Origin of the sequence: Streptomyces violaceusniger Tu 4113 (assembly GCF_000147815.2) — a bacterium.
GTDB classification, from domain to species: Bacteria; Actinomycetota; Actinomycetes; order Streptomycetales; family Streptomycetaceae; genus Streptomyces; species Streptomyces violaceusniger_A.
In genome coordinates, this window is the sequence record NC_015957.1 from 7,847,706 (window position 1) to 7,868,374 (window position 20,669).

14 protein-coding genes are annotated in these 20,669 nt (G+C 72.6%); 2 read left to right on the forward strand and 12 right to left on the reverse strand.

Annotated features, from left to right (window positions below; translation table 11 throughout):
• Positions 1-147: 147 nt before the first annotated feature.
• The 9 genes from STRVI_RS31955 to STRVI_RS31995 all read right to left on the reverse strand — a co-directional run bounded on the left by STRVI_RS31955 (position 148) and on the right by STRVI_RS31995 (position 11,890).
• Entirely contained in the window at positions 148-1,248 is a 1,101-nt protein-coding gene (locus STRVI_RS31955) for a pseudouridine synthase (protein WP_014059704.1), read from the reverse strand.
• Positions 1,248-1,928 (reverse strand): SMC-Scp complex subunit ScpB, encoded by a 681-nt coding sequence (gene scpB / locus STRVI_RS31960; RefSeq protein ID WP_014059705.1) that lies wholly within the window; start codon positions 1,926-1,928, stop codon positions 1,248-1,250. The genes STRVI_RS31955 and scpB overlap by 1 nt, the downstream gene beginning before the upstream one ends.
• On the reverse strand, positions 1,925-3,469 hold the full coding sequence (locus tag STRVI_RS46665) for a segregation and condensation protein A (protein WP_014059706.1): 1,545 nt from the start codon (positions 3,467-3,469) through the stop codon (positions 1,925-1,927). Before STRVI_RS46665 ends, scpB begins: the two co-directional genes overlap by 4 nt.
• Positions 3,470-3,537: 68 nt before the next feature.
• Positions 3,538-4,116, reverse strand: coding sequence for a hypothetical protein (locus STRVI_RS31970; RefSeq protein WP_014059707.1), 579 nt, complete (start codon positions 4,114-4,116; stop codon positions 3,538-3,540).
• A complete protein-coding gene (locus STRVI_RS31975; RefSeq protein WP_043236879.1) occupies positions 4,101-5,117 on the reverse strand; it encodes an AAA family ATPase in 1,017 nt (338 codons plus the stop codon). Before STRVI_RS31975 ends, STRVI_RS31970 begins: the two co-directional genes overlap by 16 nt.
• A 559-nt stretch (positions 5,118-5,676) precedes the next feature.
• Positions 5,677-6,792, reverse strand: a complete 1,116-nt coding sequence (gene ald, locus STRVI_RS31980; RefSeq protein WP_043240477.1) for an alanine dehydrogenase — start codon at positions 6,790-6,792, stop codon at positions 5,677-5,679.
• Between the two features lie 198 nt (positions 6,793-6,990).
• Positions 6,991-9,291 (reverse strand): tetratricopeptide repeat protein, encoded by a 2,301-nt coding sequence (locus STRVI_RS31985; RefSeq protein ID WP_014059710.1) that lies wholly within the window; start codon positions 9,289-9,291, stop codon positions 6,991-6,993.
• A gap of 239 nt (positions 9,292-9,530) precedes the next feature.
• Entirely contained in the window at positions 9,531-10,157 is a 627-nt protein-coding gene (locus STRVI_RS31990; RefSeq protein ID WP_014059711.1) for an NUDIX domain-containing protein, read from the reverse strand.
• 77 nt (positions 10,158-10,234) lie between these two features.
• Positions 10,235-11,890, reverse strand: a complete 1,656-nt coding sequence (locus tag STRVI_RS31995) for a CTP synthase (RefSeq protein ID WP_043236881.1) — start codon at positions 11,888-11,890, stop codon at positions 10,235-10,237.
• A 420-nt stretch (positions 11,891-12,310) separates the two neighbouring features.
• On the opposite strand from STRVI_RS31995, the gene STRVI_RS32000 reads away from it, so the two are divergent.
• Both STRVI_RS32000 and STRVI_RS32005 read left to right on the forward strand, forming a co-directional pair.
• On the forward strand, positions 12,311-14,119 hold the full coding sequence (locus STRVI_RS32000) for a glycoside hydrolase family 15 protein (protein WP_043236883.1): 1,809 nt from the start codon (positions 12,311-12,313) through the stop codon (positions 14,117-14,119).
• Between the two features lie 45 nt (positions 14,120-14,164).
• Positions 14,165-15,904, forward strand: a complete 1,740-nt coding sequence (locus tag STRVI_RS32005) for a PucR family transcriptional regulator (RefSeq protein ID WP_014059714.1) — start codon at positions 14,165-14,167, stop codon at positions 15,902-15,904.
• A 347-nt stretch (positions 15,905-16,251) separates the two neighbouring features.
• Here STRVI_RS32005 and STRVI_RS32010 read toward each other — a convergent pair whose 3' ends face one another.
• From STRVI_RS32010 to recN, 3 genes are all read right to left on the reverse strand, one after another.
• Positions 16,252-17,424, reverse strand: a complete 1,173-nt coding sequence (locus STRVI_RS32010) for a glycoside hydrolase family 64 protein (RefSeq protein WP_014059715.1) — start codon at positions 17,422-17,424, stop codon at positions 16,252-16,254.
• A gap of 110 nt (positions 17,425-17,534) precedes the next feature.
• A complete protein-coding gene (locus STRVI_RS32015; RefSeq protein ID WP_014059716.1) occupies positions 17,535-18,695 on the reverse strand; it encodes a glycosyltransferase family 4 protein in 1,161 nt (386 codons plus the stop codon).
• A 149-nt stretch (positions 18,696-18,844) separates the two neighbouring features.
• A complete protein-coding gene (recN, locus tag STRVI_RS32020) occupies positions 18,845-20,590 on the reverse strand; it encodes a DNA repair protein RecN (RefSeq protein ID WP_014059717.1) in 1,746 nt (581 codons plus the stop codon).
• Between the last annotated feature and the right edge of the window lie 79 nt (positions 20,591-20,669).

Here is a 20,669-nt window from a genome sequence, read left to right on the forward strand (position 1 = left end):
GCCGCGTCGCCGGCCGCCCTCCCGATCAGCGTAACGAGCGGGTCCGACAGGGTCCCGGGGCGACCGCTGGGCGAGACGCGGCGGGCCGCCACGACGGCCGGGGCCGTCAGCGGTCCCGGCCCCCCGGCCTCAGAGGTCCCCCGGCTCTCAGAGCTCGACCTCGCGCATCAGCATGCCGACCTCGGTGTTGGTCATCCGGCGCAGCCAGCCGGACTTCTGGTCGCCGAGCGCGATCGGCCCGAAGGCCGTCCGCACCAGCTTGTCGACCGGGAAGCCGGCCTCGGCGAGCATCCGCCGCACGATGTGCTTGCGGCCCTCGTGCAGGGTCACCTCGACCAGATAGTTCTTGCCGGTGTTCTGCACCACACGGAAGTGGTCGGCGCGGGCGTAGCCGTCCTCCAGCTCGATGCCGCTCTTGAGCCGCTTGCCGAGGTCGCGCGGGAGCGGGCCCTGGATGGCGGCGAGATAGGTCTTCTTCACGCCGTAGCGGGGGTGGGTGAGGCGGTGGGCCAGCTCACCGTGGTTGGTGAGCAGGATGATGCCCTCGGTCTCGGTGTCGAGCCGGCCGACGTGGAAGAGCCGGGTCTCGCGGTTGGTCACATAGTCGCCGAGGCACTGGCGGCCGTCGGGGTCCTCCATGGTGGAGACGACACCGGCGGGCTTGTTCAGCGCGAAGAAGAGGTACGACTGGGTGGCCACGGTCAGCCCGTCGACCTTGATCTCGTCCTTCTCGGGGTCGACGCGCAGCCCCTGCTCGGTCACGATCTTGCCGTTGACCTCGACCCGGGCCTGGTCGATCAGCTCCTCACAGGCGCGGCGCGAGCCCATCCCGGCGCGGGCGAGGACCTTCTGCAGCCGCTCGCCCTCCACCTCGCCGAAGGTCTTGGGCAGCGCGACCCGCGGCTTGTCGTGGCGGGCGCGGTTGCGCTCCTCCATCTGCGCCTCGTACTCGCGCGGACGGGCCGGGGCGTTCGGCTTGCGGCCGCGGCCGCCGACGCCCTTGGGGGCACCGCTCTTGGCCGTGCCGCCCTTGGGACCGCCCTTGGGGCCGCCCTGGGAGCCTCCCTTGGGACCCGCCTTGGGGCCGGGGCCCGCCTGGGGGCCGCCGCCCACGTCGTAGCGGCGCTCCTCGGGGCGGGGGCGGCCGGCGCGCTGCTGCTGCTCGTCGCGTCGGTTCCCCGCGCCCCGGTAGTTGTTGCCGCCGCTACCGCTGCCGCTGCCCCTGCTGTTCCTGCCGCTGCTTCGCATCAAGTTTCCGTCTGAGAGTGGCCGCTACGGGCTCGGTGTTCTACGTCGTCGTGCGCGTCATCGCTGTCGATGGCGTCCGGATCGAACGACGGCACGCCCTCCAGGGACTCGCCCTCGACCGCGTCCGCCTCGGGGAGGAACGGTGCGAGCTCCGGAAGCTCGTCCAGCCCTCGCAGGCCCATCCGCTCCAGAAAGTAGTTCGTCGTCCTGTACAGGATCGCACCTGTTTCGGGTTCCGTGCCCGCCTCCTCGACCAGTCCCCGCTGCAGGAGGGTCCGCATCACGCCGTCACAGTTGACACCGCGGACGGCCGAGACACGGGAACGGCTGACCGGCTGACGGTACGCGACCACCGCGAGAGTTTCCAAAGCGGCCTGCGTGAGCCGGGCCTGCTGGCCGTCCAGGACGAAGCCCTCGACGGCGGCGGCGTAGGCCGGGCGCGTGTAGTAGCGCCAGCCGCCCGCGACCAGCCGCAGCTCGAAGCCCCGGCCCTGCGTCGCGTACTCGTCGGCCAGCTCGCGCAGCGCGTCCGCGACGGCGCGGTGCGGCCGTGCCAGCACCTTGGCGAGGTGCTCCTCGGTGGCGGGCTCGTCGACGACCATGAGGACGGCCTCCAGGGCGGGCTTGAGGTCCAGCTCGGCGACCTCGGAGAGCCCGGCGGGTGTCCGCTGCTCGCTCAACTCGGTACCTCCTCCTTCTCCTTCTCCGGCTCCGGCGTGGCCGTCTCCTTACGGGGCTCGTCCTGCGGCTCCGCCTGGGGCTCGTCCTGGGGCTTGGGCTGGGGCTTGGCCTGAGCCTCCTGGTCGAACTCGTCGGTGACCAGCGGCTCCCGCCCCGCCCCGCCCGTCCAGCGGACCATGAGCGACCCGAGCGCTTCCGGCTGATCGAGCAGGACCGCGCGTTCGCGGTAGAGCTCCAGGAGCGCCAGGAAGCGCGCGACGACCGTAAGGACGTCGGGAGCGTCCTCGGTGAGCATGCTGAAGGTGGCCTCCCCCAGCTCCCGCAGCCGCGCGACCACCACCTCGGCCTGCTCCCGGACGCTGACCAGTGGGGCGTGGATGTGGTCGATGTAGACCTGCGGCTTGGGCTTGGCCTGCATCGCCTTGACGGCCAGCTTGGCGAAGCCCTCGGGGCCGATGCTGATGACGACGTCGGGGAGCAGCGCGGCGTGGTGCGGCTCCAGGCCGACCGTACGGGGGTAGCGGGCGCTCTCGGCGATCAGCCGGTCGTTGAAGATGTCCGCGATCTGCTTGTACGCGCGGTACTGGAGCAGCCGCGCGAAGAGCAGGTCGCGCGCCTCCAGCAGCGCCAGGTCCGCCTCGTCCTCGACCTCGGCGGCGGGCAGCAGCCGGGCCGCCTTGAGGTCCAGCAGGGTCGCCGCGACGACGAGGAACTCGGTGGTCTGGTCGAGGTCCCAGTCCGGCCCCATGGCGCGGATGTAGACCATGAACTCGTCGGTGACCTTGGAGAGCGCGACCTCGGTGACGTCCAGCTTGTGCTTGGAAATCAACTGGAGGAGGAGGTCGAAGGGTCCCTCGAAGTTGTCCAGCCGCACGGTGAACCGATTGCCGCCGTCGTCGGCCTGGACCTCGCCGCCGCGCGCCTCGCCCCGGCCGCTCCCGCCGCTCGCCTCGGTCCCGTCACTCGCGTCGCTCCCGGCCCCGGCCGCGTCGCCACCGTGCCCGCCCCCGGAGGGCGCCACATCGAGGTCGGCCCGCGCATGCACCGGCTCCGGCTCGCCCCTCGGCACGGCCTGCTCCTCCGGGGCGGCGGGCTCAGTGGCCGCTGGGACCGGGGCAGTGGGCTCATCGACCCCCGACGGCGGCTCGGGCTCGACGTCCGGCGCAGTGCTTCGCTCCGGTGCCGCCTCGTCTGCCTCGGGCTCGGCGTCCGCCGCGGCGCGTCCCTCCGGGGCCGCCTCTCCTGCCTCAGGCTCGGCCTCCGGCGCAACGGTACCCGGTGCCGCCTCGCCTGCCTCCGACACGGCGAACGGCCCAGCAGTGGCCTCGTGCGCCGCCTGAGCGCCCTTCTGCGGCTCTCCGGGCACCAGGGGCGACGTGGGCTCGGGCGGCGGCGCCGCGGGGCGCTGGGAGGCCGTCTGTGGGGACGGGGGCGCGGTGGGACGGTCCGAGCCCGCGTCCGTGGGCGCCGCGCCGGGGCCTCGGCCGAGGGTGCGGCGAGAGGGGCGGGGCGGCGGGGCGGAGTCGTCGTTCGTCGGCATCGCGGTCCAGGGTGCTCAGGGCCGGGCGGGGCAGCCCGTACGACCGGGCAGGCTATCGCCCGGCCCGGTCAACGGCCGCGGAGGCGGCGCACCAGGATGCTCGCGTCGCCGCGCGACTCGAGGTCGGCGAGGACGACCGCGACCGCCTCGCGGACGATCCGGCCGCGGTCGACGGCGAGCCCGTGCTCACCGCGGAGCACCAGCCGCGCGTGCTCGAGGTCCATCAGCTCCTCGGCGGAGACATAGACCGTGATCTTCTCGTCGTGGCGCTCGCGCCCGCTGGGCCGACGGTTCGCCGCACGGGCGCGGCGGCGGGCCTGGCCGCTCTGCTCGGCCGCGGCCGAACCGCCCTGGGGCTGGCGGCCCTTGGGCCGGTCCCCGGCCCCGGGGCGCCGCTCGCCCACCGCGTCCTGGGAGGCCGCCGTCTCGCGTCCCGTGTGTTCGCCCGAGCCGGACTGCTCACCGTCCGGGCGCTGCTCCTGCCCTTCCCGACGCTCGGCGTCGGGGTCGGCGGCGGGCGGGGGCACCCGGGGGCCCTCGCCGTTCGCCTGGCGGCGCCCGGCGGCGGGAGCGGAGGACTGGAGCCCCATCCCTCCCGTGGTGCGGAACAGTTCGTCGGCTCCCGGCAGACTCACTCGGCGGGACACCGGGCGAGCACCTCCCTGGCGAGCTGGCGATAGGCGGCGGCACCGACGGAGTTGGACGCGTACGTGGTGATCGGCTCACCCGCGACCGTGGTCTCGGGGAAGCGGACCGTGCGGCCGATGACCGTGTGGTAGACGTGATCGTCGAACGCCTCGACCACGCGGGCGAGGACCTCACGGCTGTGCACGGTGCGCGAGTCGTACATCGTGGCGAGGATGCCGTCCAGCTCCAGGTCGGGGTTGAGCCGCTCCTGGACCTTCTCGATCGTCTCCGTGAGCAACGCCACACCGCGCAGCGCGAAGAACTCGCACTCCAGCGGCACGATCACCTTGTGCGCCGCGGTCAGCGCGTTGACGGTGAGCAGACCGAGCGAGGGCTGGCAGTCGATGACGATGTAGTCGTAGTCGGCCATCAGCGGCTTGAGCGCGCGCTGCAGGGTCGACTCCCGGGCGACCTCGCTCACCAGCTGCACCTCGGCGGCCGACAAGTCGATATTGCTGGGGAGCAGATCCATGTTGGGCACGGCCGTCTTCAGCAGCACCTCGTCGGCCGACATGCCCCGCTCCATGAGCAGGTTGTAGACCGTGAGGTCGAGCTCCATCGGGTTGACCCCGAGGCCGACCGACAGGGCGCCCTGCGGGTCGAAGTCGACGAGCAGCACCCGGCGGCCGTATTCGGCCAGGGCCGCGCCCAGGTTGATGGTGGAGGTGGTCTTACCGACCCCGCCCTTCTGGTTGCACATCGCGATGATCTTCGCTGGACCGTGATCGGTCAGCGGCCCCGGGATCGGGAAGTACGGCAGCGGGCGCCCGGTGGGGCCGATCCGCTCGCGGCGCTGGCGGGCAGCGTCGGGTGCGAGCGTGGCCGCGTATTCGGGGTCTGGCTCGTACTCCGCGTCCGGGTCGTAGAAGTGCCCGTCGGGGAGGTCGTCGTAGTCGGCGAAGCGGGCGGGATCCGTGCCCCCCTGGTCGCCGGCCATGGCGTTCACGTGATGGCCGTCCATGCTGTGGCTCTGGTGGGCTGTCGTCGGGCTCTGGCGGGTTGCGAAGGTACGGACAGCGACGGAGCCGACAGCCTCGAGCCCCGAGGGGCCCTGGCCCCGCGCAGCCGGTCCTGGTTGACCACCCCCGGGAGAAAATGTCGACTCATTCACAAGTCGTCCTACCTCCTTGGTGACCAGGAAATTTCTCTATAGGTCAGCGTGACACCATGCCGACGGTTGGCGACTCTATGGCGTGTCGGCGGTCCTCAGCAACACAATCCACCGGACACGGCACGATGTGTCGGCAATCGAACACCCCGATGTCAAGGGCGTGTGAACGGCGCCGCGGGGATTTCACCGCCGCATAAAGCGTCTGAATAGTTGCATTTAGGGCGAGTTGGCCGAGCCATGGGCCGCCCCCGATACGGGGCACAGCGGACACACCTTCGGCCGGGCCTCATCCTTCGACAAGACCCGGCCGGATGCCCATTGTTGACATGTGGTTGACGGTCCGGGTTGACCGTCCGGCAACCGGAGTTCACCCGCTCCGGCGGCCGGGCCGGTGAACTCCGAGCGTCATTCAGCCGATCAGCGAGCTCAGTTCGACCGCGGGCAGGTCATGCGCCTCGGCGACCGGGCCGTAGACGACCTGTCCCTCATGGGTGTTGAGCCCCTTGGCCAGCGCGGCGTCCCGGCGCAGCGCGTCCCGCCAGCCGCGGTTGGCCAGCTCCACGATGTACGGGAGCGTCGCGTTGGTGAGCGCGTGGGTGGAGGTGTTCGGCACCGCGCCGGGCATGTTCGCGACGCAGTAGAAGACCGAGTCGTGGACCTCGAAGGTCGGCTCGGCGTGGGTGGTGGGGCGGGAGTCCTCGAAGCAGCCGCCCTGGTCGATCGCGATGTCGACAAGGACACTTCCCGGCTTCATCCGGGACACCAGCTCGTTGGTGACCAGCTTGGGCGCCTTGGCGCCCGGGATGAGCACCGCGCCGATGACCAGGTCGGCCTCGAGGACGGCCTTCTCCAGCTCAAAGGCGTTGGAGGCGATGGTCTGCACCCGGGTGCCGAAGATCCGGTCGGCCTCGCGCAGCTTGTTGATGTCCTTGTCGAGCAGGGTGACGTGGAAGCCCATGCCGATGGCGATCTGGGCGGCGTTCCACCCGGAGACGCCACCGCCGATGACCACGGCCCGCGCGGCGGCCACACCCGGCACCCCGGCGGGCAGCACACCGCGGCCGCCGGCCGAGCGCATCAGGTGGTACGCGCCGACCTGCGGCGCGATCCGGCCCGCGACCTCGGACATCGGCGCGAGCAGCGGCAGGGCGCGGTTCGCGGTCTCGACGGTCTCGTAGGCGATGGCGGTGGTGCCGGACTCCAGCAGCGCGTCGGTGCAGGCCCGGGAGGCGGCCAGATGCAGGTAGGTGAAGAGCGTCTGGCCCTTGCGCATCCGGTGGTATTCCTCCGCGACGGGCTCCTTGACCTTCAGCAGCAGGTCGGCGGTGGCCCAGACCTCGTCGGCGGTGCCGAGGATGCGCGCACCGGCGGCGGTGTACTCCTCGTCCGTGATGGAGGAGCCGAGGCCCGCACTCTGCTCCACGACGACCTCATGGCCGCCTCGGACCAGCTCGTGCACACCGGCGGGGGTGATGGCCACACGGAACTCGTTGTTCTTGACCTCGCGGGGGATACCGACCTTCACGTCGATCACGGTCCTTGAATGGGGGGGAAAGGAACATATCGCCATAGCCGGTCACGGGTCGCTACAGCACCGACCATAGACAGGCAAACCGGAACGCGTCCGCATGCCGGAGACGACCGCAACAATCGCGGTACGGCCAGTCTAATGAAGGACGTCGCGCTGTCTAGCCTTGCAATGCATCAGTCTTTTGGAAGACCACTACTGATTTCGTAGGTCGGCTGGGTTTCCTTCGCCACTCTCCGGTGACGGACCCGTGTCCTCCGCCCCCGCCGTGGCGCTCTTACGGGCGGTGCGCCGCAGCGACCGCGCCACCGCCGGGTCCCCGCCGAGCCGGTCCATCGCGTCCGCCGCATGGCCCGCCAGATCGGCGTGCAGCCCGGTGTCACCGCAGGTCCGGGCGGCCGCGGCGGCCTCCGCCCAGGTGCGCAGCGCCTCCCTCGGCCGCCCGGTGCGCTCCTGGGCTCCCGCGGCACCGCTGAGCGCCCGCGCGTACCCCGGCCGGTCCCCCGCCCGGCGGCAGGCGGCCGCGGCGGCACGCCAGTCGCGCAGCGCCTCGCCCCACTGCCCGGCGTAGCCGTGGACGGTGCCGAGCCGTGCGTACATCCGGGCGGCCGCGGCCAGCTCGCGGCGGCTCAGCCGCAGCTCCAGGGCGCGTCCGTACCAGTCGGCCGCCCGGTGCCAGTCCTCCAGCTCCTGGTACATGCCGCCGATCGACTCCAGCGCCCGCCCGGTCGTATACGGATCGCCCGACGCGCGGGCGGCCTCCAGAGCGCTCTTGTACCGCGCGAGGGCCTGGTCCACCCGGCCCGCCCCGCCGTCCAGATCGCCGAGGTTCAGCAGCGCGGCCGCCCGCTCCACCGGCAGGTCGCGGCGCCGGGCCACGTCCAGCACCAGCTCATGCAGCCCGTACAGCTCCACGGCGGCGCCCTCGGCACCCCGGTGAGCGGTGAGGGCATGGGTGAGCGCCGCCACCAACCGCCGTGCCAGCGTGTCGAGTTCACCGGTCTCCACGGCCAGCCGGGCGGCCTCGATCAGCGTGGGCAGCCGGGCCTCCAGCCACTCCGCCGCCTGGGCCGACGACGAAAAGCGCAGCGGCTTCGGCATCCCGGCCAGCTTCTTGCGGCCCGGCGAACCGGCGGGCTCGGCGGCCAGCCGGCACGCGTGCAACTGCCGTACGGCCCGCTCCAGCATCCGCGCCCGCGCCAGCTCCACCTCCGCCGGGCGCTCCTCGGCCGCCAGCCGCTCCCGCAGCAGCGGATCGAGACAGCCGGGCACCTGGTAGTCGCCCGGCCCGCGCGGGCGCAGCATCCCGTACGCGGCGAAGCCCTCCAGCGCCGCCTCGCCGTCCGCCACCGAGCATCCGGCCAGCGCGGAGGCGGTCTGGGCGTCGGCCGATCCGCCGGGCGCCAGCACCAGCAGCCGCAGCATCCGGGCGGCGGCGGACGGCAGCGCGGCGTAGGCCAGCCGGAAGGCGCGGATCAGCGGGCGGGCGCCGTGGTCGAGATCACCCCCGTCCGGCGGCAGTTCGCGCAGCCGGGCCAGCGCGTCGTCGACCGACGCCTGGGGGCGCGCGGCGAGCCAGCCGCCGACCAGGACGAGCGCGGCGGGCTGGCCCGCGCACTCCTCGACGAGAGACTGCGCGGCCACCGGATCGCAGGTGATCCGGGTGGGGCCGGTGTACTGCGCCAGCAGCCCGACCGCCGCACTCACATCCAGCCCGCCCACCGTGCACGGCCGCACGTCCGGCACCCCGGTCAGCGGGCCGCGCGAGACGGCGACCACCAGGCAGTCGGGCTCGTCGGGCAGCAGCGCGTCCACCTGCTCGGCCCCGGCCACGTCGTCGAGGAGCAACAGCACCCGCTTGCCGTCCAGCGCCGTGCGCAGCGCCTCGCTCAGGTCGTCCTCGTCCGCGCCCGGCGGGGCGGTCACGCCGAGCCGTCCGAGCAGCTCACGGGCGGTGCGCTCGGTGGGTACGTGGTCACCGGCGGAGGTCGTCAGCCGGGCGCTCAGCACTCCGTCGGGGTAGTCGTCGGCGAGCCGCCGGGCCAGCTCCTCGGCCAGCGCCGTACGGCCCCAGCCGGGGCGGCCCGCGATCAGCAGCACCCGGCTGCGGGCGGCCTTACGGCCGGCGAGGGTGTCCAGGCCCGCACGCTCGATATCGGCCCGCAGCGAGAGCAGCTCCCGCCGCCGCCCGGCGAACCCCCGCCCCACGGTGGCCGCCGCCGCGAACAGCACGGCCCGGGTCGCCCCGCCCCACACCCCGCCGTCCTGGGCGTCCGCGCGCCCGGCCGCGGAGCGCTGCCGCGGCGGGGTGTCGGACGGGGTGTCGGGCGGGGTCGCCGGGTCCTCCGGCGACCGGTGGGGGCGGTCCTCCGGTGAACATTCAGAACGGGCCTCCGGCGGACGGCCGGAAGTGGACGAAGCGGGCGTGGCGGACGGCGGTTGCCGCTTCCTTGGGGCCGCCGGCTCCCCCTCGGTGTCGACCGCCTGCTCCGCCACGGGCCCACTCCCGTCCACCTGCGCTTACGCCCCCGCCGCGCCGCTGCGGCCGGGGCCACTATGAGCGTAGTTCACTCCGCGTCAGGTACCCGGCACTCCAGGCCCATGGCACGTACCGAAAATCACTCCATCGGATCTTCACCAGGACCGGGCGGGGCGTATGCGTCGCATCAGTGGGCGTGTATGCGTCGCCGTCAACGGGCCCGCGCCGTTCACTGGGCCCGCGCCCCTCAGCGGGCCTACGCCGCGAAGGGGCGGGCCGGCCAGGAGGCGTCGGCCGGACGGAGGGCGTCGATACCGTCGCCGGAGAGCGCGGCGTGCAGCGCCAGCACTCCGAGCGCGAGGCAGGTGTTGTGCAGCTCGCCCGCGAGCACGCCGCGCACCAGCTCCTCCAGGGACACCCGGGCCAGCTCCATGTCGGCCTCCTCCTCGGAGACCTCGAACCGCTCGCCCTCGGCCGCGGAGATCTCCCGGGCCAGGAAGATCCGTACGGCCTCGTCGGAGCCGCCGGGCGAGGTGTAGACGTCGACGAGGACACGCCAGTCCTCGGCCTTGACGTGCGCCTCCTCGTACAACTCCCGCTGGGCGGCGTGCAGCGGGTTCTCACCGGGGATGTCCAGGAGACCGGCCGGGATCTCCCACAGTCGCTGGCGGACCGGGTGCCGGTACTGCCGCAGCACGATCACGCGGCCGTCCTCGTCCAGGGCGAGGATGGCGACGGAGCCGGGGTGGACCTGGTAGTCGCGGTTGACCCGACTGCCGTCGGGCATCTCGACCTCGTCGGTGCGCACGCTCGTCTTGTTGCCGGTGAACGGCGTGGCGGTGGCGGTGACCGGCCATTCCTCGGGGGTGTCCTGGATACGCATGCTTGCCTCAGCGTCCTTTCCGCGTGCGGTTGACGGGGGCGGGCCGCACCGGCCGCCCGCCCCGTCAACCGTATCGGTCAGGCCCCGGCGCTACGCGTCTGACCAGCGGTCTGTCGCTCGACCGCCGCCTTCACCAGGCCCGCGAAAAGCGGGTGCGGCCGGGTCGGGCGGGAGCGCAGCTCGGGGTGCGCCTGGGTGCCGACCAGGTAGGGGTGGACCTCGCGCGGGTACTCCACGTACTCGACGAGCTTGTTGTCCGGAGAGGTGCCGGAGAAGACGATCCCGGCCTTCTTCTCCAGCTCACCGCGGTAGGAGTTGTTGACCTCGTAGCGGTGGCGGTGGCGCTCCTCGACGTACGGCTGGTTGTCGTAGACCTCGCGGACGATCGAGCCCTCGGCCAGCTTGGCCGGGTACATGCCCAGCCGCATGGTGCCGCCCATGTCGCCCTCGCCCGCGACGATGTCGAGCTGCTCGGCCATGGTGGAGATCACCGGGTCGGTGGTGGCGGGCTCGAACTCGGTGGAGTTGGCGCCCTCGATGCCCGCGAGGTTGCGCGCGGCCTCGATGACGATGCACTGCAGTCCGAGGCAGAGGCCCAGCACCGGGAGCTTGTTCTCCCGGGCGTAGGTGATCGCGCCGACCTTACCGATCACTCCGCGGTCGCCGAAGCCGCCGGGGATGCAGACCGCGTCCACGCCGTCGAGCTGGTCCCGGGCGCCGGCGGCCGTCTTACAGTCGTCGGAGGTGACCCACTTGATCTTGACGCGGGCGTTGTTGGCGAAGCCGCCGGCGCGCAGCGCCTCGGTGACCGAGAGGTAGGCGTCGGGCAGGTCGATGTACTTGCCGACGAGCGCCACGGTGACCTCGTGGTCGGGCTGGTGGACCCGCCGCAGCAGATCGTCCCACTGGGTCCAGTCCACGTCGCGGAAGGGCAGATCCAGCTTGCGGACGACATAGGCGTCCAGGCCCTCGGAGTGCAGCACCTTGGGGATGTCGTAGATCGACTTGGCGTCGATGGCGGCGACCACGGCCGCGTCATCAACGTCACACATCAGCGAGACCTTGCGCTTGATGGAGGTCGGGACCTCGCGGTCGGCTCGCAGCACGATCGCGTCCGGCTGGATACCGATGTTGCGCAGCGCGGCCACCGAGTGCTGGGTGGGCTTGGTCTTCAGCTCACCGGACGGGCCGATGTAGGGCAGCAGCGAGATGTGCACCACGAAGACGTTGTCCCGGCCGACCTCGTGCCGGACCTGGCGGACGGCCTCCAGGAAGGGCAGCGACTCGATGTCGCCGACGGTGCCGCCGACCTCGGTGATGACGACGTCCACGTCGTCGGTGGCCATGCGCCGGATGCGGTGCTTGATCTCGTTGGTGATGTGCGGGATGACCTGCACGGTGTCACCGAGGTACTCACCGCGCCGCTCCTTGGCGATTACCGTGGAGTAGACCTGTCCGGTGGTCACATTGGCCGAGCCGTCGAGGTCGACGTCGAGGAAGCGCTCGTAGTGGCCGATGTCCAGATCGGTCTCGGCGCCGTCGTTGGTGACGAACACCTCACCGTGCTGGAAGGGGTTCATCGTGCCCGGGTCGACGTTCAGATACGGATCGAGCTTCTGCATGGTGACGCGCAGACCGCGCGCCTTCAGCAGGGCCCCCAGACTGGAGGCGGTAAGACCCTTGCCGAGTGAGGAGGCGACACCCCCGGTGACGAAGAGGTGCTTGGTCGTCATGGGCTTAGCGGCAATGGCCAAGAGGGGGCTCCCGTGGTCGCGTCGTGAGGGTTGCGTACGGCAGCCGCTCCGGATTCGGGGGGTGCCGTCGCTGATGGTTCGGGGGTTTTGTGCCCGCCGCTCCACGGGCTACCAGGGTATCAGCGCCCCGGAGCGGTCGCTGATGACCTGGTTCCCGCGGTCGGTCTGCGCAATCGCCCGAACACCATGCGTGACCTGGCCACCCGATCGGCCGCGAGATACCAGCCACGATGTGGACGAGCTCAAGCGGATCATCGTTGTCCGTCGTATCCTCATCGGACGCACGCATGCGAGCCACCCGGCACGGCACCACCAGCACGCCCCCGGAACCAGAGCTCGTCAGAATTTCCGAGACCGTAAGAAGCGCCCTCCGGGGTGGTACGGCCGTTCGAATGGGGAATGCACGTGGCCGGGCGTATCGAGGATTACGCACTGATTGGTGATATGCAGACCGCCGCCCTCGTCTGCAGAGACGGCACGGTCGACTGGCTGTGCCTGCCGCGGTTCGACTCCCATGCCGTCTTCGCCGGTCTGCTGGGCACTGAGGAACATGGTTTCTGGCGCCTCGGGCCCGCCTTCCCCTCGGGGAGCGGGCCGCCCGCCGCCGACCGCCGCCGCTACCGCGGCGACTCCCTGGTGCTGGAATCGGAGTGGGACACTCCGCGCGGCACGGTCCGTGTGATCGACTTCATGCCGCCCCGTGACGGCGCCCCGCAACTGGTGCGGATCGTCGAGGGAGTCAGCGGCCGGGTGCCGATGCGCTCCATGCTGCGGATGCGGTTCTCCTACGGCTGGGTCGTGCCGTGGGTGCACCGGGTGGACACCCGCACCGTCGCCGTCGCCGGCCCGGACTCCGTCTGGCTGGACACCGAGGCCGACACCTACGGCAAGGACCTCACCACCTACTCCGACTTCACGGTGGGCCCCGGCGACCGGATCGCCTTCACCATCAGTTGGCAGCCCTCGCACAACGAGCCGCCCGCGCTGCCCGAGCCGGAGGTCGCGCTGGAGGCCACCGAGGCGTTCTGGCGGGAGTGGGTCGAGCACTGCACGTACCACGGCCCCTACCGGGACGCGGTGGTCCGCTCGCTGATCACGCTCAAGGCGCTGACCTACGCCCCCACCGGCGGCATCGTCGCGGCGCCCACCACCTCGCTCCCCGAGGACATCGGCGGCGTCCGGAACTGGGACTACCGCTTCACCTGGCTGCGGGACGCGGCGATCACCCTCTCCTCGCTGCTGCGCACCGGCTACCGCGAGGAAGCGCGCGCCTGGCGCGAATGGCTGCTGCGCGCGGTCGCGGGCGACCCGGAGAACCTGCAGATCATGTACGGTATCGCGGGCGAGCGGGAGTTGGCCGAGGCCGAGCTGACCTGGCTGCCCGGCTATGAGAACTCCCAGCCGGTCCGGATCGGCAACGGCGCGGCCGGCCAGCTCCAGCTCGACGTCTACGGCGAGGTCATCGAGGCGCTGCACCTGGCCCATATGACGGGCCTGGCGCGCAATGACTACGCGAGCGTGCTGCAGCTCAAGCTGATCCGCTACCTGGAAGAGCACTGGGACGAGCCGGACGAGGGCATCTGGGAGGTGCGCGGGCCGCGCCGCCACTTCGTGCACTCCAAGGTGATGGCCTGGGTCGCGGTCGACCGCACCGTCAAGCTGATCGAATCCGGCGATGTGGACGGGCCGTTGGAGCGCTGGCGGGAGCTGCGCGACGAGATCCACCGGGACGTCTGCGAGCGGGGTTACGACGCCGAGCGCAACACCTTCACGCAGTCCTACGGCTCCAAGGAGCTGGACGCCTCGCTGCTGCTCATCCCGCAGATGGGCTTTCTGCCGCCGGACGACAAGCGGGTCATCGGCACCATCGAGGCGATCCAGCGGGAGCTGTCGACCGAGGACGGCTTCGTCATGCGCTACCCCACGGCGGGCGAGGACGCCGGGGTGGACGGTCTCGAGGGCGACGAAGGGGCCTTCCTGGCCTGCTCGTTCTGGCTCGCCGACGATCTGGCGATGATCGGCCGGGTGGACGAGGCCCGAAAGCTCTTCGAGAAGCTGCTCGGGCTCCGCAACGACCTCGGGCTGCTGGCCGAGGAGTGGGACCCGAAGAACCAGCGCCAGGTGGGCAACTTCCCGCAGGCGTTCAGCCATGTGCCGCTGATCGACACCGCGCTGCGGCTGACAGCGTCCGGCGCGTACGGAGGCTAGCGCGCTGACCGGCGAAGAGGGCCCCGTCCGGGGAACGTCCTGACCATGGAACCGCAGGAACCGCACAAGCCGCAGGAGTCGCGGGAACCGCACGAGTCGCGGGTGCCTGGCGAACCGCACGAGCCGCGGGTGCCTCGGGAGCCCCATGGGACGATCACCGTGGCGCGGGCCCTCGGCCTTCCCGCCCTGCGCCGCGGGCTCCCCGATGTGGTCTCCGGCGAGGAGCTGCTGGACCGCCCGGTGCGCTGGGTGCACGCGGGCGAGGTGCCCAACATCGCCGCGCTGCTCAAGGGCGGTGAACTGCTGCTGACCACCGGCCTCGGGGTCGGGTCGCGCCCCGCCGAGCAGCGCGCCTTCGTCCGCCGCCTCGCCGAGCGGGGCATCGCGGCGCTGGTGGTGGAGCTGGGGGCCCGGTTCCGCACGCTGCCGGGACCGGTCGTGGACACGGCGCGCTCGTGCGGGCTGCCGCTGGTGCAACTCCATCGCGAGGTGCCGTTCGTGACGGTCACCGAGGAGATCCACACCGAGATCGTCAATGCGCACTACGCCCTGCTGCGGCAGGCCGATGTGGTGCACCGGCAGGCCACCGAGGTACTGCTGCGCGGCGGCGGGGTGCCGGAGATCCTGTGCCACTTCGCCGCCTTCGCGGCCAATCCGGTCTTCCTGGAGACCCCCGACGGGCAGTTGCTGTACGCGGCGGGGCCGGGCGGTACGCCCCCGGCGGGCGCGGCCGATCCGCTGCAGGTGTGGGAGGGGCTGCGGGCGCGGCGCGCGGCCGAGCGGCCCGAACCGCCGGCGGGCAGCGTGATGGCGGACATCCCGGGCGGCGGGCCGGGACCCGGCTCCGTACGGGCGCGGCTGACCGTCCTTCCGGTGGCCGGGCCGCTGGGGCCGGTGCACCGGATCGCCGCCGAGCGGACGGCGGATCTGCTGGCGGTGGTGCTGCTGCGGACGCGTCAGGAGGAGGAGCTGGCGGCGCGTGGCCGCGGGGACTTCCTCACCGATCTCGCGGAGGGCCGCATCGAGGCGTCGGGCGCCCCCGCCCAGGCCCGGGTGCTGGGCTTCCGGCCGGGCGCGGACGGACCGTTGCTGCCGGTGGTGATGCGGCTGGTGGAGGATCCGCGCCCGCTGGCCGGGGGCGGGGAGAGCTGGGCGGCGCTGGCCCACGCCCTGCAGGAGGAGCTGGCGGCGGTGGGCGTGCCGGTGCTGCTCGGCGTACGACTTCCGGAGGGCCGGGTTCCGCTGCTGGCGGGGCTGCGCGGCGCGACCGAGCGCGGCGCGGTGGCCGAGCGGATCGCGGCGGCGCTGCGGGCCGGAGTGGAGCGGGCCTGGCCGGACCGGGCCGGCGCCCGGCCGCCGGTGGTGATCGCCGGGCTCGCGGTCGGCTGGGACGCGGCCGGCACCGAGCTGCGGCATGCGGCGGAGGCGGCGAACGCGGCACGCGGGCTGACCGACCGGGACTGGTACGACGTACGGAGCCTGGATGTCGACCTGTTGCTGTGGCGACTGCGGGAGCACGGCGATCTGGCCGCCTTTGTCGACCGGGTGATCGGTCCGCTGCTCGCTCATGACCGCACCGCCCGCCCGCCACTGGTGCCGACGCTGGAGACATATCTGCGCCATGCGGGCCGTAAGGCGGAGACGGCCCGTGCGCTGCACCTCAACCGCCAGACGCTGTACGACCGGCTGGCCCGGATCTCCCGGCTGCTGGGCAGCGATCTGGAGGACCCGCAGACCGTTCTCGCCCTGGGGGTGGCCCTCCAGGCCCGCCGCCATGTGCGGTGACGCGTCTCGCGTCCGCTCCGCCGTGCCCGGGCGACCCGCCCGGCGTCCCCCGCGCCGCCGGGCGGGTCGCCACGCGTGTAGCCGGGCGGGGAGAGGCTCCCTCACCGTCCGCCGCGCCGCCCCGCCGTGCGCCGCGGACACCTCCCCGCCCGGCCGCTGTGTGCCGAACCGCGGCCGGACCCCGCCCGGCCCGGCGGGCTGTTCCCTCCCCGCGGCATCGATATGCGGCTCCGCCGCGCGTCAGGGGCTTCGCCCCTGGGCCCCGGGGTCTGGGGCGAGCCCCAGTTGTGGGAAGGGGCGAGGAGGGGAACAGCACGCCGCAGGCGTCACACCCCGCCGGACACCCCCTAGAACGGCGTCAGCGTGAGCGTGATCCCCTTGGGGGCGGTGTCCTGGATGTAGGACGCGAACTCGGCCACGTCATCGAAGGCGAAGCCGTACGCCTTGCCGTCCACGGTCGCCGCGTGCATGGCCTTGGCGTAGTGGTTGGTGACCTCCCCACCGTAGAAGGCGGCCGGGTCGGTGGTCGGCTGGGCGTCGGTGTTGTGCAGCGTGGTGCGGTTGAAGCCCGCGCCGAGGATCGCCGCGACCGGGCCCGTCGTCCCGTCGTTGGGGGCGGCCAGGGCGCCGTCGCAGAACAGCACGTCCTTGGTGGAGGGCTTGTCGAAGGAGACCGACGCCGGGCCGGTGAAGGCGAACTTCCCGCCGCTCACCCGGCCGGTGAAGGTGCCCGCGTTGGTGGTGACCTTGAGGTCCTTCGAGCCGTAGGCGTCCCAGACCTGGTCGATGTACGACGCGAAGTAGTCCTCCGCGAACAGCCCCGCGCCCATGCCATGGCCCGGAGCGATCACCCGCAGATTGTCGCCGACGATCAGCTTCTTGTAGGCGTCGACACCGGCGAGGTCGGAGAAGACCTTGGCGCGGGCGCCGTCCTTGAGGGTGCCGGTCGTCTGGTCCTGGGCACCGGTGAGGTGGATCGACAGCGGGACGCTGAACATGTCCACCATCGTGGTGTTGCAGAACATCCCGGAGTCGTTGTATGTGAACTCCGCGCAGTCGTGCATGATGTCGAAGTTCGGGTCGCCGGACACCCAGCCGGCCGGGTACTGCAGCGCGGCCTTGCCCGCCCCGTCCTCGACCACCTTGAGCTTGAGCTTCGAGCCGAGCGCGACATAGATCCGGCCCGACATCTGCGGCAGGTTCAGCTTGGTGTCGCCGCCTCCGGCCAGCGGGATCGCGTAGTCGGTGAAGCCGTCCGAGCCGTTGTCGGACATCGCGACGGGGGCGATGGTGCCGTCGGGGGTGACGTGGACCTGCCGGTCGCCCTCGTTGCCGACGATGTAGAGCCAGACCGATGCGTTGTCGTACTGCCCCGTCTTGTTGACGACGGTCAGGGGCAGGGAGGCGGCGGCCTTCGCGCTCGGCGCACCGCTGGCACGGCCGCCGGCGAAGGCCAGGCCGGTTCCTGCGGCAGCGGCGGAGGCGGCTATGCCACCCAGCAGCTTCCTGCGACTGATCATGATGATGGTGCTCCTCGGCGTAGTGGGGGTTGCCGGGAAAATGGCGTGGGGGGTAACGAGAAGCACGAATTGAGAGCGCTCTCTCGTTCCTCTGCCCAGCACCCTGCCGATCAACGGCCGGGCCCGTCAACCCCTTCACGCAGAAAGGTCTGCACCAACTCATCGTAGACGCTGAGGACATGGGCGACGGTGTCGTCCTCTGTCGGCCAGCCGGCCGTCCGCGCCCGCCCCGCCGCGGCGAGCTCCACCCGGCGCACCGGATCGGCGAGCAGCCCGGTCACGGCGTCGGCCAGGGCCTTGGGATCGCCGTACGGGACGAGTTCGGCCGCGTCCCCGACCAGCTCCGGCACCCCGCCCACCGCCGTGGCCACCAGCGGCACCCCCGCGTGCAGCGCCTCCTGGGCCAGCAGCGAGCGTGCCTCCCAGCGGCTGGAAAGCACCGCCACATCGGCCGCGGAGAGCAGCCCCGGCACATCCTCACGCCGGCCGAGCAGCCGCACCGGCAGCCCCTCCAGGTCGATCCGGCGCTGCAGCACCGCACGGTCCGGCCCCTCCCCCGCCACCACCAGCAGCGGCTGCGGGTCCAGCACCCGCCAGCGCCGCGCCGCGTCCAGCAGCGGGCCGTGGCCGGCCACCGCCTCCAGCCGACCCGCCGTGACCAGCAATGGCCGCTCCACCACACCCAGTTCGGCCCGCGCCTTCTGGCGGCGGCCGTCACCGGGCTCCGGTGCCGGGCGCGGGGCGGGCACCGCGACCGGCGCCAGCCGCGCATCGCGAGCACCGCGGGCCCGGGCCCGCTCCACCAGATCCGAGGAGGCCCCCAGCACGATCGCGGCGGCCCGCGCCACCCGGCGCTCCATCAGCCCGACGAGACGGGCCCGCGCCCCCTCGGCGTCCACACGGGTGTGCCAGGTGACGATCAGCGGCACATTCCGGCCACGCAGCGCCACCGCGGCCAGCAGCCCCGAACGCAGCCCGTGGGCGTGCACCAGGGCCGCTCCGAGGGTGGCCCTGCGCAGCGACGCCATGCTTCCGGCGCCCGTCAGCGCGTCGAGCCCGGTGAACCGCGCTCCCGTCCGGGTGAAGCCGTAGCCCCGCTCGGCGCTCCAGGGCCCGCAGACGGTCACCCGCAGTCCGCGCGCCACCAGCCCGGCCGACAGCGACCGCACATGCACCCCGCTGCCCGAACTCCCGCCGCCCAGCACCTGAACGGCGTGCAGCGACGACTGCCCGGGCGGCGGGACCGGGGTGCTACTCGCGGTACTGCTCACGCGGGCGGAGCTCCTGAGACGGTGTCGGGGCGAAACGGAGGGACCGCCCAAGGATGCCAGCACTCGCCGAACCCTCGTCGCAACGCTCCCCGGCGACGTCTACCCCGAACTCGCCCGCATGTCCGCGACACCACCCTTTCGGGTGAAGGTCAGCGTCCCGCGCGTGCCGCCTCCAGGAGCTCTTCCGCATGCGCCCGCGCGAGTTCGGAGTCCTCCTGGCCCGCGAGCATCCGCGACAGCTCCCGTACGCGGTCCTCGCCCTCCATGGCCTTGACCCCGCTGCGTGTCACCGCCCCGTCGTTGGTCTTCTCGACCACCAGATGCCGGTCGGCGAACGCCGCGACCTGCGGCAGATGGGTGACCACCACGACCTGCGCGGAGCGCGCGAGCCGGGCCAGCCGACGGCCCACCTCGACCGCCGCCTTACCGCCGACGCCCGCGTCCACCTCGTCGAAGAGATATGTCGGTACGGGGTCCGAGCCCGCGAACACGACCTCGACCGCGAGCATCACCCGCGACAGCTCACCTCCGGAGGCGCCCTTGGCGATCGGCCGGGGCGGGGCGCCCGGATGCGGGGCGAGCAGCAGCTCGACCTCGTCGGCGCCATGCGGCCCGAAAACGACCGCGCGGCCGCCCACCTCGACGCCGTCCGCCTCCGTCTCGGTCTGGTGAATCGCGAACGTGACCCGGGCATGCGGCATCGCCAGCGAGGCCAGCTCGGCCGTGACCGCCTCCGCGAAACGCCCCGCCGCCTCCGTACGGGCGTCGGTGAGCGTCTGCGCCAGCTCGCCCAGCTCGGCGCGGAGCGCGTCGCGCTCGGCGGCCAGCTCGCCGATCCGGTCGTCGTCGCCGTCGAGCTCGGCCAGCCGGGCGGCGCCCTGCTCCGCCCAGGCCAGCACGTCCGCGATGGTCTCGCCGTACTTACGGGTCAGCTGCGCCAGCGCGGCGCGGCGCTCCTCGACGACACCCAGGCGGATCGGGTCGGCGTCGAGGTTGTCGGCGTACCCCGCGAGATCCCCGGCCACATCGGACACCAGGATGCCGATCTCACCGATCCGGTCGGCGAGCCCGGCCAGCGCCGAGTCATGGGAACGCACGGCCTCAACGGCGCGATGGGCGCCCGCGACCAGGGTGGCCGCGTCCACGCCCTCCGGGTCCTCCGGGATCCCGGCGAGGGCGGCGTGCGCGAGCGCGGCGGCGGACGCCAGGGCCTCGGCGTGCCCCAGCCGTTCGGCCTCGGCCGCCAGCTCGACGTCCTCACCGGGCCGGGGCTCGGCGTCCGCGACCTCTTCGAGCCCGAACCGCAGCAGATCCGCCTCCTGCGCCCGCTCGCGGGCCCGCGTGGTCAACTCCTCCCACTCGGCCGAGACGGCACGCAGCCGGCGATAGGCCCCCGCGTACTTCTCCAGGGGCCCGGCCACCGCGTCTCCCGCGTACCGGTCCAGCGCCTGCCGCTGCCGGGCGGGCCGCAGCAGCCCCTGCTGATCGGTCTGGCCGTGCACGGCCACCAGATCGTCGGCCAACTCGCCCAGCAGCCCCACGGGCACCGACCGGCCGCCCACATGCGCGCGCGACCGCCCCTCGGCGGAGAGCGTACGGCTGATCAGCAGCACGCCGTCCTCGAGCTCGGCCCCCGCTTCCTCGGCCCTTACGGCCGCCGCCGAACGGGCGTCGACCGTAATGCGCCCCTCGACGACCGCCGCCTTGGCCCCGATCCGCACCAGGGCGGCATCGGCCCGGCCGCCCAGCAGCAGCCCGAGGCTGGTGACGACCATGGTCTTGCCCGCGCCGGTCTCACCGGTCACCGCGGTGAAGCCGGGCGACAGCTCGACGACCGCGTCGTCGATGACGCCCAGCGCACGTATCCGCATCTCCTCCAGCACGTGCACGACCATACGAGGTTTGGCCGGTGCGATGCGACGAAGGGGCGCCACTTATGGGGTCGACCCGCACAGATGCCCGGTGCGGACGGCG